Genomic DNA, 18182 nt, shown 5'->3' with positions numbered 1-18182 from the left:
GTCCTATGAGTATGACAACGACACTCACCAAAAAGGCCAGACCATGCACCCACCTCGTTTGACTCCCCTCGCGCGCGCCATCGGCGGCGCTGTGTTCCTGCTGTCGCTGGCGCAGGCGCCGGCCATGGCGGCCGATGCCACCGCGCCGGCCGCCGCGCAAACCGCCTTCAACGTGCCGGCCGGCGAGCTGTCGGCCGCCATCGCCAGCTTTGCCATCGAGGCGAAAGTCAGCGTGGGCGCGGCGGCCGAACTGCTGCAAGGCGCGCGCACAGCAGGCCTGAGCGGCAGCTACACGGTGCCGCAGGCACTGGTCCGCCTGCTGGCCGGCACGGGCCTCGATGCGCTGCCCAGCGGGGAACGCAGCTACGTGCTGCGCAAGGCGGGCGCAGCATCGCCCGCCGCGCCGATCGCCGCGACGCTGGACGAAGTAGCCGTCAGCTCCAGCGCCCTGCGCGACGGCACCACGGAAGGCAAGCGCGGCTACGCGGGCCTGACCAGCGCCACGCGCTTGAACCTGTCGCTGCGCGAAACGCCGCAAGCCGTCAGCGTCATCACGCGCCAGCAGATCGACGACCAGGGCTTGCGTACCTTGCAGGACGTGCTGCTGCAGGCGCCCGGCATCACGGTCGACCATTCATCGAGCACGCGCGAATACGACCAGGTGTTTTCACGGGGATTTGAAGTGACGTCGTACATGTTCGACGGCATCCCGACCAGCAAGAACCTGGAAGCGCGCACCTACGACATGGCCATCTACGACAGGGTCGAAATCATCCGCGGCGCGACGGGCCTGATCAGCGGCACGGGCAGCCCGTCGGCCGCCATCAACCTGGTGCGCAAGCGCCCGGGCCGCGGCTTTGCCGCCACGGCCGGCGCGCAGCTGGGATCATGGGACCGCTACCGCATCGAAGGCGATGTCTCGACGCCCTTGACGGCGGACGGCAAGGTGCGCGCGCGCCTCGTCGCCGCGCATGAAGAGCAGCGCTCGTTCATCGACCGCTACCGGCAGAAGAAGGACGTGCTGTACGCCATCGTCGAAGCGGACCTGACGCCGTCGACGGTGCTCAGCGCCGGCATCAACTACCAGCAGGAAAAACTCAAGGGCGCGGGCCGCGACTTCCCCATGTTTTATGCCGACGGCTCACAGACGCGCTTCCCCCGCTCGATGAACGGCACGGCCGCATGGAGCACATATGACCGTGAACAAAGCATGCTGTTCGCCACGCTCGAGCATTATTTCGACAACGACTGGATCGCCAAGGTGGCCGTCAGCCGCAGCAGCAACCGGTACGACGCCTTGCAGGGCTTTTCCGGCAATGGCTACCCTGACCGCGTGACGGGCGGCGGCATGCGGCTGTGGCTGGCCAACTGGCACAGCAAGCCGCAACAGACCTCGCTCGACGCGTACATCAGCGGACCGTTCCAGGCCTTCGGCCGCCAGCACGAACTGGTGCTGGGCGCAAGCGCCTCGGAACTCAAGACGAATGGGCCCATCTATCCAGCCTGGCGTCTCGATGGCTATGACCATACGGTGCCGGATATCCACGCCTGGAATGGCGCCATGCCGGTGCCCGACTACAGCGGCACGCGCCTGGGCAGTTCGTACGACAAGGAGCGGGAAAGCGGCCTGTATTCGACCCTGCGCCTGCGCCCGACGGACGCGCTGTCGGTAATTTTGGGTGCGCGCCTGTCGTACTGGAAGCGCGACATCCGCAGCGACTATGTCAATGACACGGACCTGTACGACGCGATGCGCGAAAACGGCAAGATCACGCCATATGCGGGCCTCGTCTACGACCTGGGCCAGCACTGGTCGGCGTACGCCAGCTACACCAGCATCTTCACGCCGCAAAGCCAGCGCGACGTCAACAGCCGTTTCCTGGCACCGCTCGAAGGCAAGAACTATGAAGTGGGTGCGAAGGGCGAATTCTTCGGCGGCAAGCTCACCACCAGCGCCGCCGTCTTCCAGCTGAAGCAGGAAAACCTGGCCGAAGCCGATCCGGGCAATGTCTGGATCATCGGCACGGGTGGCGGTTCCTACGCCTACCACACGGTCAAGGGCGCCACCACGCGCGGCGTCGAGGCGGAAGTCTCGGGCCAGCTGCGTCCCGACTGGCAACTGACGGCCAGCTATGCCTACAGCCGCATCCGCAACGCCGCTGGCGCGCGCATCCAGACCAGCCAGCCGCAGAGCATGGCCAAGCTGTGGACCACCTGGCGCCTGGCGCAGGGCGTGCCTGGCCTGGTGCTGGGCGGCGGCGTGAACTGGCAGAGCGATATCTACATGGATGACCGCGGGCCGCATGGCGAACGCTTCACGCAGAAGGCGTATGCGGTGGCGGGACTGATGGCGCAGTATCAGCTCAGTGCGCGGCTGCTGGCGACCCTGAACGTCAATAACGTCTTCGACAAGCAGTACTACTCGACGGGCATGGGCGGCTACTACGGCGATCCGCGCAACGCCATGCTGTCGCTGCGCTATCAGTTCTGAACGGCTTCACTACTTTTGAGCAGCACCTCGATGCCCTCGGGTGCCATGGCGCGGCCCAGGTAGTAACCAAACGCCTCGTCGCAGCCCATCTCGGCGAGCAGTTCCAGCTGCGCGCCGCTTTCCACGCCGCCGGCGATGCTGCGCAGCCCGAGCGTGCGCGCCATCGCCACGATGGCGCGCACCATGGCGCCGTCGCCACCGGGCTTGCCCAGGTCGTCGACGAAACACTTTTCGATCTTCACGGCATCCGTGGGAAAGCGTTTCAGGTAATTGAGCGACGCATCGCCCGTGCCGAAATCGCTGATGGCAATCGCCATGCCCAGCTGGCGGAACTGGCGCAGTATCAGTTCGCAATTCTGGTTGCGGTCGATCAGGATGCCGGCGGCGATTTCCAGCTCGATGCAGTGGCCCGGCACGCCGGCCGCCTCCAGCGCGGCGGCGAAATTGCGCGCGATATCGCGCTGGTAGAACTGGCGTGCCGACAGGCTGACGGACACCGTCAGCACCTGCCCCCGCGCCATCCAGCTGCGCGCCTGTTCCACCGCCGTGGCCAGCACCCAGGCGCCCACCGGCAGGATCAGGGCGCTTTCCTCCAGCACCGGCAAAAAGTCGAGCGGCATCATGAGGCCCAGTTCCGGGTGTTTCCAGCGCAGCAGCGCCTTCACGCCCGTGATCGTGCGCGTCTTCAGGTCCATGCGCGGCTGGTAGAACAGGGCGAATTCGTTGCGTTCGAGCGCATGGCGCAGGGCCGTCTCGAGGATGGTGCGCGAATACGACTGCGTCTGCATGCGCGCGGCGTAGCGCAAACAAGTGCCCGGCGCGTGGCGCTTGGCCGCGTACATGGCCAGGTCGGCCTTCTCGATCAGCGCATTGACGTCGTCGTCATCGTCCGGGTACAGGGCCACGCCCACGCTGGCGGCCACCGACAGGCTGTATTCGCCGATGACGAAGGGCGCGGCGATGGCGGCGACGATCTTTTCGGCCACCCGCTCGGCATCGTGCGCCGTGCGCAGTTCCGTCAGCAGGATGATGAATTCATCGCCGCCCTGGCGCGCCACCGTGTCGACCTTGCGCACGCACTGCTGCACCCGGCGCGCGAACTCCGTCAGCACCTGGTCGCCCACGTCGTGTCCCAGGCTGTCGTTGATGGATTTGAAACGGTCGATATCGACGAACAGCACGGCCAGCAAAGCCTGGTGGCGGCGCGCGTAGGCGATGCCGTGCTCGAAGCGGATCTGGAAATGCAGGCGGTTCGGCAAGCCCGTCAGGCCGTCGTGGTGGGCGATGAATTCCAGCTGCTGCTCGGCGCGCCGGCGCGCCGATACATCGTGCAGCAGCAGCACCGCACCGCCCTGCGCCAGCGGCGCGCAGCTGTACTGCACGTCGATGCGCTTGCCGTCGAGATGGCGCAGCAGCACGGCGCCGCGCGCCACTTCCAGCACTTCCTGCCGCGCCACGCAATCGCGCACCTGGCGCGCCGCATCGATGGGCGCGCCGTCATGGAACAGCGGCAGCAGCTGCGTCACGGGCTGGCCCAGGCCGTCGTCACCCAGCAGGCCACCCATGCCGCTGGCGCGGGGATTGAGGTACCGCACCACGCCATCGTGGTCGGTGCCGATGACGGCTGCCGGCAGCGCGTGCAGCAGCGCCAGCGCATCCGCCATGCGCTGCGCCTGCGCCGCCTGCAGCACCACGCCGGTCGCATGGCGCATGCGCCACATGCGCGCCGCCTGCCACTGGCAGGCCAGCAGCGCGCTCAGCACCACGGCCAGGGTCAGGCACAGCGCCAGCAGCAGCGCCGTCATGCGTCACCCGGCAGGCGGAAAGTGAAGAACATGGGTTTCCTTTGCAACGCGCGCCATGCGGCCGGGCGCAGATCCATGCGGAAAGGAAATAGTATAAGAATTTCGGCGCGATATTTGCCTGATCGGACGCCGCTTGACTGGCATCAAGCGGCGCGGGGCGGGCCTGCGTCAGGTCAGCGACAGTCTCCGGGTCGGCGCGGCCACGCCGGGAACCGCATGCAGTTTGAAGATGCTGACGGCGTCGGCCAGGCTGGCCGCCTGCTGCTGCAGCGCGTCCGCGGCGGCGGCGGCCTGCTCCACCAGGGCCGCATTCTGCTGCGTCACGCCATCCATCTGGCTGATGGCGATGCTGATCTGCTCGATGCCGTCGCGCTGCTCCACGCTGGCCACGGCGATCTCGCCGATGATGGCGTTCACGCGCTGCACGCTGCTGACCACATCGTCCATCGTGCGCCCCGCCTGGCCCGCCAGCACGCTGCCTTCTTCCACCGTGCGCACGGATTCGCCGATCAGCTGCTTGATTTCCATGGCCGCCGCGGCCGACCTGTGCGCCAGGCTGCGCACTTCGCTGGCCACGACGGCGAAGCCGCGTCCCTGCTCGCCCGCGCGTGCCGCTTCCACGGCCGCATTCAGGGCCAGGATATTCGTCTGGAAGGCGATGCCGTCGATGACGGCGATGATGTCGACGATGCGCTTCGACGAGGCATTGATATGGCTCATGGTCTGCACCACCTGCGCCACGGCCGCGCCACCGCGCTGCGCCACGTCGGACGCGCCGCCGGCCAGCTGGCGCGCCTGGTCCGCGTTGTCGTTATTCTGCCGTACGGTGGAGGTCAGCTCGATCATCGCGGCGGCCGTTTCTTCCAGCGAACTGGCCTGCTCCTCCGTGCGCGAAGACAGGTCCATGTTGCCGCTGGCGATTTCGCCCGACGCCGTGGCGATGGAGTCCGTGCCGGCGCGCACCCGTCCCACGATGTCGGCCAGGTTGCCGCTCATCGCCTTCAGGGCACGCAGCAGGTCGCCGATTTCATCACGGCTGCTGTCGGCCACCACGGCGCGCAAGTCGCCGGCCGCCACTTGCTGGGCGATGCCGACGGCCGCGCCCAGCGGCACCGTGATACTGCGGATCAGCCACCACACGGTGATTGACCCCACGACCAGCGTCACCAGCACGGTGGCCAGCATGGCGATGCTGGCGCTGCGGTGCGCGGCCGTGTCCTGCTCCTTCATCTGCGCCATCAGGCTGTGCGACTGCTTGCCGATAGTGGCGACGATGGCGTCGATCTGGCGCGTCGGTTCGCGGTCCATGCCCTTGACCAGCGCATCGACCGTGTGGGCGCTGTCGGCACGCGCGCCGTCATACTGCTGCAGCGCCGCCAGGTAGCTCACGCCCAGCGCGTCGTGCGCCTGCAAGGCCTGCGCCACGGGCGCCGTATCGAGTTTCAACGCGGCCATCATCGCCTGCAAGCCGGCCAGTTCCTTGCGCGTCTGCGCGCCGCTGGCGACAAACGCTTCGCGGTAGCGCTGGAAGGCGGCCGCATCGCCGCCGCGCAGCAGGATGTTTTTCCATTCCTGCACCTGGATCTTGAATTCCACCTGCGCGCTGCGCGCCGCGTCGACCGCTTCCGTCAGGGCCACGGAGCGCTGCATGGCTTCCGTGCTGCGCGCGCTGGCCGCATCGAGCGCGCTCCAGCCGCGCACGCCAACGAACACCAGCGCAAGAAAGAAGAAGGCGCCCAACAAACCCAGGCGGACGGAGATTTTCAGATTCGCGAGTTGCATGTGTTTCTCCCGGCGGCAAGAACAGGATGGCAACAAAGGCGCCGCCAAATCTATCCATTTCTCACCAAATAGAGAAATCATGCGGCGCGCCCCGTAAAAAACCAAGCGGTGCTTTCGTTAGAGAAACACTTTCAGCACAGAAACAACAAATTACACGGGAAGGTTGACTGTCTGGCCATATTGCCGGGCTCGCAGCATGGTCGGGCCGGCAATCTTGTTGGCAACGCTAGCGCGCCGCCGCGGCCGCACCCGCGAACTCTTCGCGCAGCAGCGGGTACAAACGCCGGTAGCGCGCCAGCCGCTCGTCCAGCATGGCGGATGCCTGCGGCGCGATCGTTTCCTGCACGGGCGGGCGCGTGCACACCTGCGCGGGCGACAAGCCCGTCACCGCCATCTGCGCCAGGCGCGCCGCGCCGAGGGTGCCGCCGGCCACGCCATGGTCGTGCCGCAGCACGTTCAGGCCCGACGCATTCGCGCACAGCTGGGCCCAGAAGCGGCTGCGCGAACCGCCACCGACGAACGACGCTTCTTCCAGCTGCGTGCCGGCGCTGCGCAGGGCCGCATTGCCGTCGGCCATGGCAAAGGCCACGCCTTCCATCACGCTGTAGGCCAGTTCCGCGCGCCCATGCTCCGTCGACAAGCCAAAAAACACGCCGCGCGCCGTGGCGTCGTTGTGCGGCGTGCGCTCGCCGCTCAGGTAGGGCAAAAAGATCGGCGCCGTGCGCGCTTCCACGCCTTCGGCCAGCGTCACCAACTCTCCGATGTCGGACGACTGCGTCAGCCGCGCCACCCAACTGAGGCTGGATGCGGCGCTGAGGATCACGCTCATCTGGTGCCAGCGCCCGGGCAGGCAATGGCAGAACGCATGCACGCCCTGCCCCGGATTGGGTGCGAAGCCATCGCTGCCGGCGAACAGCACGCCGGAGGTGCCCAGCGACAGCAGGCCGGCGCCCGCTTCCACCACGCCCAGGCCTACGGCGGCGGCGGCATTGTCGCCCGCGCCGCCGGCCAGCACCACCGCATGCGCGATGCCCCACTCCTGGCACAGCGCCGGGCGTATCCGCGCGGCGGCGTGGCTGCCTTCGACCAGGCGCGGCATGTGTTCACGCGAGAGGCCCGTCGCCGCCAGCATGCGCTCGGACCAGTCGCGTTTGGCCACGTCCAGCCACAGGGTGCCGGAGGCGTCGGACATGTCGGAGACGCAGTCGCCCGTCAGGCGCAGCGCCACGTAATCCTTGGGCAGCAGGACTTTACTGATGGCGCGAAACAGCGACGGTTCGTACTTTTGCAGCCACAGCAGCTTGGGCGCCGTGAAGCCGGGCATGGCCTGGTTGCCCGTGATGGCGCGCGACTCGGGCACCAGCGCTTCCAGTTCCACGCACTCGGCAAAGGCGCGCGTATCGTTCCACAAAATGGCCGCGCGCAGCACGTGCTGCTGCTTGTCGAGCAGCGTGGCGCCATGCATCTGGCCCGACAGCGCGATGCCGCGCAAGCCGGAAAACGCCACCGGCTGGGCGCTGCGGATGGCCGCGATCACGTCCAGCGTGGCGTGCCACCAGTCCTCCGGATTCTGCTCCGACCAGCCGGGATGGGGACTCGATACGCGCAGGCTCACGCCGCTGCTGGCGAGGATGGTTTGCGCGTCGTCGGTCAGGATGGCCTTGACTTCGGAAGTGCCGATATCGATACCGAGATATGTCACGATGGTTCCATGTATAAAAGTGATTAAAGCCGGCCGTCAGGGGAAGGACTCGGGCATGTTCATGTGCAGGCAGGAGCGAAATTTCGACGGCGACATCCGCTTGTGGGCCAGGAACTGGCGGTTGAAATTGGACAGATTGTTAAAGCCCGTGCGGTAGCAGATATCGGTGACCTTCATGTCGGTATTCATCAGCAGCTCGCAGGCCAGCGCGATGCGCTCCTGGTTCACGTAATGGATGAAGGAGGTGCCCGTATGCTTGCGGAAGAAACGCGTGAACTTGAGCGTGTTCATTTCCGCCACGTCGGCCACGTCCTGCTCGCAAAAATCGAGCGTGATGTTCTGCTTGATATACGCCAGCACCAGGTTGATGGTCGATGACATGTAGCGCCCCGCCTGCGCCAGATAGGTGACGCTGGCCAGAGGTCGGCGTTCGCGGCAGTCGCACAGCTCGCCGAACAGGCGCGCGAACAGTTCCACCCGGCGCGGGCCTTGCGCCGTCGTCAGCTCGAACATCAGCGGCGCCAGGCGCAAGCCCAGCGCGTCGGGAAACTGCAAGCCCCTGCCCGCCTCGCCCAGCAGGGTTTTCAGGGGCCCCATTTCCGGGAACAGCAGCGCGCAGCGGTCGATGAATTCACCGGAAAACTGCAGCACCAGGTCGCGCGCGGGCAGGCTCACGCCCTCGGCCAGCTCGCTGACCCAATTGTGCGGCAGGTTCGGCCCCGTCAGCACCAGGTTGCCCGGCGCGTAACTGCCGATATGGTCGCCAACAAAGAACTTGCCGGTCGACGTGGTGATGATGTGCAGTTCGTACTCGGGATGGAAATGCCATTTCGCCACCACATGCGGATAGCCGTGCGCCCACGCGCGAAACGATTCGTGTATCGGTTTGTGGATCAGTTCCAGGTCAGGCGTCACGGCGGTTCCCTTGCACAGTCTCGGTGGTGCCTATTCTAATACTTCAGCACTTACCGCCAGGGCCAGCTCGGTGTCGGCATCGAACAGATGGATGTGTTCTTCGTCGAAGGCCAGCGCCAGCATCTGGCCCACCTGGGCCGCGCTGTTGGCGGCGTTCGCCGGCAGCAGCGCCGACAGGGTCAGTGCGCCGCACTGGAAGCTGATCAGCGCTTCCGCACCCAGCAATTCCACCAGGTCGATCACGCACGCCAGGCCATGGCTTGCGCCGCCGCCAGGCTGCTGATCCTGCGGCGTGGCGGCGCGCAAGTGATTCGGGCGCAAGCCGAACACCACCCGCGTGCCCGACTTGAGCGCCGCGAAACGGGGCGACGTCAATGGCCAGCGATAGCCGGAGCAAATGAGCAGGGTGCGCGCGCCGTCGCTCTCGATCACGCCGTCGATGAAATTCATGGCCGGCGTGCCGATGAAGCCGGCCGCGAACAGGGTGCGCGGATGGTTGTACAACTGGGCCGGCGTGCCGATCTGCTCGATATGCCCGCCTTTCATCAGCACCACGCGGTCGGCCAGGGTCATGGCTTCCAACTGGTCGTGCGTCACGTACAGGGTGGTGGTGCGCAGGCGGCGGTGCAAGCGCTTGATGTCGGCGCGCAGCTGCGCGCGCAGCTTGGCGTCCAGGTTCGACAGCGGTTCATCGAACAGGAATACCTGCGGCGTCTTGATCATGGCGCGCGCGATGGCCGTGCGCTGCTGCTGGCCGCCCGACATGGCGCGCGGCTTGCGATCAAGCAGGCTGTCCAGGCTGAGGATGGCCGCCACCTCGCGCACGCGGCGCTCGATCTCGTCGTTCGGCACCTTCAGGCGGCGCAGGCCGAAGGCGATATTGTCGTACACCGTCATGTGCGGATACAGCGCGTAGTTCTGGAATACCATCGCCACATTGCGCTCGCGCGGCGGCAAGTCGTTGACGACGGCCCCGCCGATCAGCAGCTCGCCGCCGCTGATGTCTTCCAGTCCCGCGACCATGCGCAGCAAGGTCGATTTGCCGCAGCCCGATGGCCCCAGCAGGACGATGAACTCGCCGTCGTCTATCTCCAGGTCGAACGGCTGCAGCACCGCGGTCTTGTGGTCATAAGTCTTGTGCAACTGCCTGCAGGCGATATTTGCCATGATCAGTCTCCCGCCAGTTCAATTTGTATCTTGACGTCGCGCGGGTGGCCCTTGGCCGCCTCCTCGAACGCCCGCACGCCGTCGGCGAAGTCGAAGGTGCGCGAGATGAAGGGCTTCACGTCGATCTTGCCCGAGGCCAGCAGCGCGATGGCGCGCGGGAAGATGTTCGCGTAGCGGAACACGGACTCGATGCGCGCTTCCTTGGCCTGGATGGCGACGACGTCAAAAGGGACATTTTCGGGCGGCATGCCGACCAGTACCAGGCAGCCGTTGGGGCACAGCAGGTCGATGATGTTGTCGTAGGCGCGCATGCTGCCGCTGGCCTCGAAGACGATGTCGGCGCCCCAGCCTTGCGTCAGCTCGCGCACGCTATCAAACAGGCTGGCATGCCGCACGTCGAGCGTGGTCACGGCCGGATTATCGGCGAACAGCGCCAGTTTTTCCGGCACCAGGTCGGCCAGGATCACGCGCGAGCAGCCGCCCGCCAGCGCCGCCAGCGCAGTCATCGCGCCGATGGTGCCGGCGCCGATCACCACGGCCACGTCGCCCGGCTTGATGGCCGCCTTCTTGGCCGCCTGCAGGCCGATGGCCAGCGGTTCGACGATGGCGCCTTCGCCGAAGCTGACGTCATCGGGCAGTTTGAAGGTGAACGCGGCCGGGTGCACCACATACGGCGTGAGGCAGCCATGGATGGGCGGCGTGGCCCAAAAGCGCACGGCCGGGTCCAGGTTGTACAGGCCGCGCATGGTGGCTGGCGAATCGAACCGCGGCACGCCCGGTTCCATGCACACGCGGTCGCCCACTGTCAGGTGCGTGACTTCCGCGCCCACTTCGGCCACCACGCCGGAAGCTTCGTGGCCGAGCACCATCGGCGCTTCGACGGCGAAGGGGCCTATTTTGCCATGTTTAAAGTAATGTACATCGCTGCCGCAGATGCCCACCGTGTGTATCTTGATTTTCACGTCGCGCGCGCCGACGACGAGCGGCATGTCGATGTCGCGCAAGGTGATTTTTTCCGCCTGTTCCAGTACGAGTGCTTGCATGATGGTTTCCTTGTTTATTTATGTTTGAGCATGGAGTTGAGCAGCCGCCCCAGGATGCCGACGAACAGCAGTGGCGGCAGCGCCAGCAGCACGGTGGACGCGTTCACCACGCCCCACGGCACTTCCTGGCCCATCGAGGTAAACGCCGACGCCACCACGGGCAGGGTCATGCTTTTCGACGAGGTGAGCGCCAGCGCGATCATCAGCTCATTCCAGACCAGCACGAAGCTGAAGACGATGCCGCCCATCAGGGTCTTCGAGGCCACCGGCAGGGCCACGTGCCAGAACACCTGGTAAGGGCTGTAGCCGTCCAGCGCCGCCGCCTCCTCGATCTCTTTCGGGATACGGGCAAAGGCGGGAATCGACAGCCAGATGATGGTCGACAGGGTCACCAGCAGATACGTCACCACCATCGACAGGCGCGAGTCGTACAGGCCCAGGTCGATCCAGATCGAGATCAGGGGAATGGCGACGGCGACCGGCGGCAGGAAGCGCAGGGAGAGCAGGAAGAACTGGATATCCTTCTTCGCCGGGATCGGATAGCGGGCGATCGCATACGCGGCCGGCACGCCCAGCACGGCGCCGGCAAGCACGGCCAGGCCGACGATGGCCACGCTGTTGCCCAGGCCCGTCAGCACTTCCGGGCTGGCCAGCACCTGCTGGTAATTGGCCAGCGTCGGGCTGAAGAAAAAGCGCGGCACGGGCGTGACGATGTCCATCAGCTCCTTGAAGGAATTGAGCACGGCCCACAGGATGGGAAACAGCGCCACCAGCACGATCAAGGTGGTGACGGCGGTGGTGGCGACGGCGCCCAGGCCGCGCGTCATAGTCAGTTTTCCCATTTGGCGACCCGCTTCCAGAGTAAAGTAAAGATGATGGTCGTGGCCAGCATCATCAGCACGGCCATGCTGGACGCATACGAGACCTTGCCCATCAGGCCGATGCCTTGCGCATACGCATACATGTCCAGCGTTTCGGTGGCGATGCCGGGGCCGCCCTTGGTCATCACGTAGATCAGGTCAAAGGAACGCAGCGACTCGACCATCTTGATGAACACCAGGCTCATGATGGGCACCTTCAGCATCGGCAGCGCGATATACGCATACACCTGCAGGGTGCCGGCGTAATCGAGGCGCGCCGCTTCCAGCGGTTCGGTGGGCAGCGTCTCCAGCAGTTTCAGGATGACGGCGCCGAAGAACAGGCCCCACTGCCAGATGTCGACCAGCGCCACCGCATACAGCGCCGTGGCGGGGTCGGACAGCAAGGCGCTGCCGCCCAGGCCCACGCATTCGAGCAGCCAGTTCAAAATGCCCATCAGGGGCGAATACATGAACTTCCAGATGAAGGCGGCCGAGACGCGCGGCAGCAGCACCGGCACGATCAGCAGCAGGGCGAGAAGATCGCGCGTGCGGCCCTTGATCCTCTCGAACAGGAACACGGCCAGCAGCACGCCGACGACCAGCGAGCCGGCCACGGTGACCACTTCCCAGATGGCCGACACCTGCACGGCATTGAGGAAGCGGCGGTCGCCGAACAGGCGGAGAAAATTGGCCAAGCCCACGTACTCGCTGTCGCTGTAGCGCAGCACGCGGTTTTGCAAGGCCAGGTTGATGGCGGCGATGCTGGGCACCAGGCCCAGGATCAGCAGGACCAGCAGCGGCAGGGTGAGAAACACGGCCGGCAGCCAGGTATGGCGTTTTTTACGGATGGAGTGTGGCATAAGGATCAGCTTTCAGGCGAGGATAGGCAGGCGCTGGCTTTAACCCCAAGGCGAATACCGGGGTCGGACCCGACGGGGGATTGCGCCCCAGTGGGGCGCAATCCGATCGCGAAGCGACCGACCCCAGCCTTTCGCCGTCGGGGGTTGGAACAGTACTACCGGCTTATTTGCGTTTACTAGCCCGCTGCATCACTTCGGTGGCGTACTCGTTGGCCTCATCGAGCGCGCTCTGCACGTCGCCGCGCGTGCCCGTAAACACCTCCTCCAACACGACGCCCAGGTTGTCGCCGATGTCCGGCCACTCGGGGCTGGGCCAGATGGTGACGCGCGAGACCGGCGTGGTGTCCGTCAGGCCCGCCTGGATCTGCGGCTTGACGTGCTTGCGGAAGTACTCGCTGGCGATGGTGCTGCTGCGGTTGTAGTCGCTGAAGACGTTGTCCTTCAGGCGCGCCTGTTCCTGCTCCTTGCCCGTGGCCCAGGCGATGAACTTGCCGGCCGCCTGGCGCGTGCATTCATCCTTCGCGCCCGTGGCGGAGATGGCCAGGCCGTGGCCGTAAGCGGCCGACGGCAGCGGCGATGGCGGGCGCACATAGCCGACCTTGTCGACCACCGAGGATTTTTTCGGGTCTTCCATCCAGTCGGCGAACGGCGTCGACTCGATCATGAAGGCCACCTTGCCGGACCTGAATGCTTCGAGCGCATTGCTCCAGTCGTAAGTGGCGCCGCCCGGCGGCGAATACTTGAACAGCTCGCGGTACAGGGTGGTCGCCTTGACGGCCTGCGGCGAATTGAAAGTGGGCACGCCATTGTTTTCCCATTTGCCGCCGGCGGCCAGCATGAACGGCGCCCAGCGCCAGACATTCATGCCCGAGCCGCGCTGACCGCGCGCCGCCCAGCCGTAAACATTGGGCGGATTATTCAGTTTTTTCACGGCGGCGACCAGTTCGTCGAGCGTCTTGGGCACGGCGATGCCGGCCTTTTCCAGCAAGTCGCGGCGGTAGAACAGGAAGTCGCTGCCGCCGATCAGGGGCGCGAAATACGCCACGCCCTTGTAGGAAGCGACGGCGCGGCGGCCCGGCAGGAAGTCCTCGTAATCGGCGTCCTTGGGCAGGTATTTGAGCAGGGGAACGACCCAGCCGGCCGTGGCGAATTCGGCCACGTTGGCTTCGTCGATGTAATAGATCTGGTAAGAGCCGGCCCTGGTCGAAGCGTCGAGCCTGGCCTTCGAGCGGCGGTCGTTTTCGCCGAAATAGCTGATCTGCACCTTGGTGCCGTTCTTCTTTTCATACTCGGCCAGGGTCTTTTCCATCACCGTCAGCCCCAGGCTTTTTTGCGCCAGCACCTTGAGCACGGGCACCGAGCAGCTTTGCGCCGAGGCCGCCGACATCGACAGGCAGGCGGCGGACATAACGCCGCCCCATGCAATAGCAGTAACGATTTTCATCACGAGTCTCCATTTTTATAGTCCGGTGGTTTTCCACCGGTGAAGCAACTATAAAAACAAAGACTGCGCGCCACCACTACAAAAGGCACTGCTTTCTAAATACTTTTTTTCAGTCAGCCTCATCAGCCTGCGGATCAGCGACAGTCGGCATATCCTCAGTTGCCTGGAGACTCACCTCTGGAATTCTGCAATGCCAGCTGACCAGGTGCGCCGAGAAATATCTGTATTGCTCTCGCTACGCTCTCAGGATCACGAAGCTCGCACTCCCACACCACCATGACATCCCATCCGGACCCACGTAAGGCCTCGACTGTTCGTGCGTCACGTAACTTATTTCCACTTAATTTTGAGCACCAAAAATCAATACGTGACTTAGGCATGCGAGCCAAATCACAGCCCTCATGCCGATGCCAAAAACATCCATGCACGAAGATGACTTTTTTCCTACCAGGAAACGTCAAATCTGGGGAGCCCGGAAGATTTTCGACATGGATCCGATAACGATATCCTGCTGCAAAAACCATCTTTCGAACCATCAACTCTGGTCCAGTGTTTTTCCCCTTGACCCGCGCCATCACTCTGCTACGCGATGGCTGATCTATAGTATCAACCATAATGCACCTCATGAAACCGTGCAGAAATAGTGCCACTCCTAGTATTTTCAAGGGTACTTTGAATAGTACAAATCAGGCCATTGAATACTGTACAAAAACACAGTATAATGAGTCATGCGGAAAAGTTGATTTTAAAGCATCTAAAGTGGAGCTGCTTCCATCGGTTTGTTCCTCTTCTGTTCCTTGCTTTATACTGCCGCACTACTTAAATGTATCCAACAGCAGTTGCCATACACACCTTCGCATACAGGCGTGAGTGGTAGTTGCCATCAACCACATCGAATCAGTAATGTCCCGAAAAAGCAGCATCGCTTCAGCCACTCCAAATGACCATGTATAACACGCCCGCCCTCTTAGTCCCGTCAGACACATTAGTGACAAGCACTCGTATCATTGAGTCAATTGAGCTATTCGCAGGGGCGGGAGGGTTGGCGCTTGGTTTTTCCAGCAATGATGTTCAGCATCGCGCGGTTGTAGAATGGAACAGCCATGCGTGCAATACCTTGCGCAATAATAAGCTTCAGCAGGTGGAACCGATCAGTCATTGGCCCGATGTCACAGAGGGCGACGTACGTGATTTTAACTATAAAAATCATAACAATATCGATTTGATCACCGGAGGTCCACCTTGCCAACCTTTTTCCATGGGCGGAAAGCACGGTGGATTTCTCGACGAGAGAGATATGTTCCCACAAGCGATACGTGCTGTCCGAGAGGCCAGACCGCGCGCGTTCACCTTTGAAAATGTACAAGGCCTAAAACGTGCCGCATTCGCCGACTACTTCAACTACATCTTGCTGCAACTTGAGTTCCCCTCACAAATCGCCAAAACGAAAGAGCTGTGGACAGACCACTTGGTGAGGCTGCAAAAATACAAGGCCAAGGGAGCTACGAGCGAATATCATGTCTATCACCGTCTGGTCAATGCGGCCAATTATGGTGTACCACAAAAGCGCATGCGAATTTTCTTTGTTGGTTTCAGGGCTGATGTTCACAAGCCTTGGGACTTTCCAGCAGAGACACATAGCAGTGATGCGCTGGTGCTGACAAAATGGGCAAACGGAAGCTACTGGGAACGTCACCGCGTTGCGTCAAAAAACCGTCCGCCACGGCCCGATGGCATCGATAAAAAGATACAAAAAATATTGGATGCTGATTACGGTGCCAACATGATTGCCTGGCAAACCGTCAGAGACGCCATCTCCGACCTTCCCGATCCCGAGATATCCTCTACAAAGGCGTTAGGGTTAGTGCAAGCACATCGCTTTCAGCCAGGCGCAAGAGCTTATGCAGGACATACGGGAAGCTCAATTGATGAACCAGCAAAGGCGCTCAAAGCAGGTGATCATGGAGTACCTGGCGGTGAAAATATGCTACGCCGAACAGACGGCTCGGTTAGGTATTTTACTGTCAGAGAATCAGCACGCATTCAGACCTTTCCTGACAATTTTATATTTGAAGGCACATGGTCTGAGACCATGCGCCAGCTTGGCAATGCGGTTCCGGTGAAGTTGGCGGCAGTGATGGCGCGCGGAGTATGCGCACTTTTGCGAGAGTAAAAAGTGCGCGTCGGCATGCTAAGAAAACCACATAAATGCACGTGATTTCCCTACCTTGTTCGAAAGTGTGAATCTTAGAGCGCCTAACAAAACGTCGTCCCCGGAAACAAAGGGTACCGATGCTGGTCAAACCTACCTGACATCATTTTCGAGGGCCGCGCCATGGCCAAAGCACTTCTTCCTGATGACCTGTGGGTGCTGATTCAGCCTTTGCTGCCAGCACATCGTCCCTCTCCCAAAGGCGGGCGTCCTCGCATTGACGACCGTGCCGCCTTGACCGGCATCCTGTTCGTCCTCAAGACCGGCTTGCCTTGGGAATATCTTCCCCGTGAACTCGGTTGCGGCAGCGGCATGAGTTGCTGGCGGCGTCTACATACCTGGCAACAAACCGGCACGTGGCAACGCATCCATGACGCCATGCTGCAGCACTTGCGGGAATACGACCAAATTCAGTGGGAACGCGCCAGTGTCGACTCGGCCAGCGTGCCATCCCCCCCTCGGCGGACAGCATACCGGCCCCAATCCCACCGACCGTGACAAGCTCGGATGCAAGCACCATCTGCTCGTCGATCAACGCGGTCTGCCTCTGGTGGCGAGCATATCGGGGGCTCAGGTACATGATTCCCGAATGCTCATTCCCCTGCTTGAAGCCGTCCCTCCAGTAGCAGGTCTTGCTGGCCGTCCACGCAAACGTCCTGCCAAACTGCATGCCGACAAGGCCTACGCTTCGCGTGCCCATCGGGCCTGGTTGCGCAGCCGTGGCATCGTTCCACTCATAGCCCGCTACGGCATTGAGTCGCGCGAACGCCTGGGTAAATGGCGATGGGTGGTCGAACGCACACTGGGATGGCTGCACCGCTTTCGCCGATTACGTATCCGCTACGAGCGCCGTGCCGATATCCATCAGGCATTCCTCTCGCTTGCCTGCATACTCATCTGCTGGAGATACATTCAGAGGTTTTGTTAGGAGTTCTAAGGCAAAATCAGTTCTACGACGCTACTTTCCTGGAGGGGAAGTGACCTCGGCCGCTACCTGATCGAACAAAACACCATCTTTTGTGGGAGTAAAAAAACGCTCCCGGTTAATCTGACGCATATCGGCCATGATACGTTCGAAAATCTGATGGACATCCGTGTAGGGCATATGGATTGCAAAGTGACCAGCAATTTGCTCATTGATCACCTCAGGTGATTTCTGGTTTTCAAAAGTTCTATCCGCCCATTCTCGTCCTGGATGAAGGGTGTCCCAGGGTGATCGTTTGTTGACACGTGTATCAGAACTGTCACCGTGCTTCCCAAGACCAAAACAAATCTTTGTTTCCGAGTTCCAGATAGGCTTAAAAAAGTTGATCAAATAATCTTCGGCCGACTTTTGATATCCACTTTGCACAATCAAAAAGCGGCATTCAAAATCTTCAATCTTCAGCGTCGTGGTAGCTTTTCGAATACTACGAGCATGTTCATTGAGTCGTGCCGACAACTTTGTTCCTTGAGTTACAGCATCCTTGGCGCCTTGTCGGTCAGGGTCAGCTTTCCCGACATAGATAGGATGATCCTTGTCTTTAAGCGGCAAGTATGGCAAAAAATCACCCCCATAATAGATCGCATACACCCCGGCGCCGTAAAACTCAGGGATCGCCGCTAACGAATGCCTTTCCTGCGCAACCATGGTCAAGGCCACTACTCTGCCAGCAGTATTGGGATCGGAAGGATCAAAAATCGATTCGGGGCGCCAAACGGGGTCCAACCTTTCTGTGGTCGCCTTGATCTCAGACACAGCCTTTTCTAGTTCCAAACGGATTTTTTTGACGCTACGAGCATCAGTACCTGCGTCAACATTGGCTATTCGACTGGCTAAATCTTGCAATTCAGCAAGCATAGTTTCGAGAGGTGGAACGACTTTTTTACTTGTGGCCATCTATTTCCTTACTCTATTCAAT

General features: G+C 62.3%; 14 protein-coding genes. 3 read left to right on the top strand and 11 right to left on the bottom strand.

Features of this window, described 5'->3' with window-relative positions:
• Positions 1 to 43 precede the first annotated feature (43 nt).
• Positions 44 to 2491, top strand: coding sequence for a TonB-dependent receptor (locus KY494_RS23260; protein WP_219888395.1), 2448 nt, complete (start codon positions 44 to 46; stop codon positions 2489 to 2491).
• On the opposite strand, the gene KY494_RS23255 is transcribed toward KY494_RS23260, so the two are convergent.
• From KY494_RS23255 to KY494_RS23210, 10 genes are all read right to left on the bottom strand, one after another.
• The gene (locus KY494_RS23255) at positions 2482 to 4296 is read right to left on the bottom strand and encodes a bifunctional diguanylate cyclase/phosphodiesterase (protein WP_258194381.1); all 1815 of its coding nucleotides are present in this window, start codon (positions 4294 to 4296) and stop codon (positions 2482 to 2484) included. The genes KY494_RS23260 and KY494_RS23255 overlap by 10 nt on opposite strands.
• 168 nt (positions 4297 to 4464) lie before the next feature.
• Positions 4465 to 6078 (bottom strand): methyl-accepting chemotaxis protein, encoded by a 1614-nt coding sequence (locus KY494_RS23250; protein ID WP_219136630.1) that lies wholly within the window; start codon positions 6076 to 6078, stop codon positions 4465 to 4467.
• Positions 6079 to 6304: 226 nt separating this feature from the next.
• Positions 6305 to 7780, bottom strand: a complete 1476-nt coding sequence (xylB, locus tag KY494_RS23245) for a xylulokinase (protein ID WP_219888394.1) — start codon at positions 7778 to 7780, stop codon at positions 6305 to 6307.
• A 36-nt stretch (positions 7781 to 7816) separates the two neighbouring features.
• Positions 7817 to 8695 carry an AraC family transcriptional regulator gene (locus KY494_RS23240; protein ID WP_219136628.1) on the bottom strand — a complete coding sequence of 293 codons (879 nt, stop codon included), beginning with the start codon at positions 8693 to 8695 and terminating at the stop codon, positions 7817 to 7819.
• 30 nt (positions 8696 to 8725) lie between these two features.
• Positions 8726 to 9862 (bottom strand): ABC transporter ATP-binding protein, encoded by a 1137-nt coding sequence (locus KY494_RS23235; protein ID WP_219136627.1) that lies wholly within the window; start codon positions 9860 to 9862, stop codon positions 8726 to 8728.
• Between the two features lie 2 nt (positions 9863 to 9864).
• A complete protein-coding gene (locus KY494_RS23230; protein ID WP_219888393.1) occupies positions 9865 to 10905 on the bottom strand; it encodes an NAD(P)-dependent alcohol dehydrogenase in 1041 nt (346 codons plus the stop codon).
• 14 nt (positions 10906 to 10919) lie between these two features.
• The gene (locus KY494_RS23225; RefSeq protein ID WP_219136625.1) at positions 10920 to 11747 is read right to left on the bottom strand and encodes a carbohydrate ABC transporter permease; all 828 of its coding nucleotides are present in this window, start codon (positions 11745 to 11747) and stop codon (positions 10920 to 10922) included.
• Positions 11735 to 12625, bottom strand: a complete 891-nt coding sequence (locus KY494_RS23220) for a carbohydrate ABC transporter permease (RefSeq protein ID WP_219136624.1) — start codon at positions 12623 to 12625, stop codon at positions 11735 to 11737. The genes KY494_RS23225 and KY494_RS23220 overlap by 13 nt, the downstream gene beginning before the upstream one ends.
• Positions 12626 to 12788: 163 nt before the next feature.
• Positions 12789 to 14069, bottom strand: coding sequence for a sugar ABC transporter substrate-binding protein (locus KY494_RS23215; RefSeq protein WP_219888392.1), 1281 nt, complete (start codon positions 14067 to 14069; stop codon positions 12789 to 12791).
• A 155-nt stretch (positions 14070 to 14224) separates the two neighbouring features.
• Positions 14225 to 14644, bottom strand: a complete 420-nt coding sequence (locus KY494_RS23210; protein WP_258194975.1) for a very short patch repair endonuclease — start codon at positions 14642 to 14644, stop codon at positions 14225 to 14227.
• Positions 14645 to 15009: 365 nt separating this feature from the next.
• On the opposite strand from KY494_RS23210, the gene KY494_RS23205 reads away from it, so the two are divergent.
• Together KY494_RS23205 and KY494_RS23200 are read left to right on the top strand one after the other, a co-directional pair.
• Positions 15010 to 16242 (top strand): DNA cytosine methyltransferase, encoded by a 1233-nt coding sequence (locus KY494_RS23205; RefSeq protein WP_258194380.1) that lies wholly within the window; start codon positions 15010 to 15012, stop codon positions 16240 to 16242.
• A gap of 162 nt (positions 16243 to 16404) precedes the next feature.
• Positions 16405 to 17209 (top strand): IS5 family transposase gene (locus tag KY494_RS23200; protein ID WP_219888390.1). Its coding sequence is split into 2 segments (ribosomal slippage): positions 16405 to 16743 and positions 16745 to 17209, totalling 804 coding nucleotides; the frame shifts between segments, so codons are not numbered across the junction.
• A 30-nt stretch (positions 17210 to 17239) separates the two neighbouring features.
• Here KY494_RS23200 and KY494_RS23195 read toward each other — a convergent pair.
• The gene (locus tag KY494_RS23195) at positions 17240 to 18160 is read right to left on the bottom strand and encodes an Eco29kI family restriction endonuclease (RefSeq protein WP_219888389.1); all 921 of its coding nucleotides are present in this window, start codon (positions 18158 to 18160) and stop codon (positions 17240 to 17242) included.
• Between the last annotated feature and the right edge of the window lie 22 nt (positions 18161 to 18182).

It is taken from the genome of Janthinobacterium sp. PAMC25594 (genome assembly GCF_019443505.1).
Classification (GTDB): Bacteria; Pseudomonadota; Gammaproteobacteria; order Burkholderiales; family Burkholderiaceae_D; genus Janthinobacterium.
This window is presented reverse-complemented; position numbering and strand designations above follow the sequence as displayed.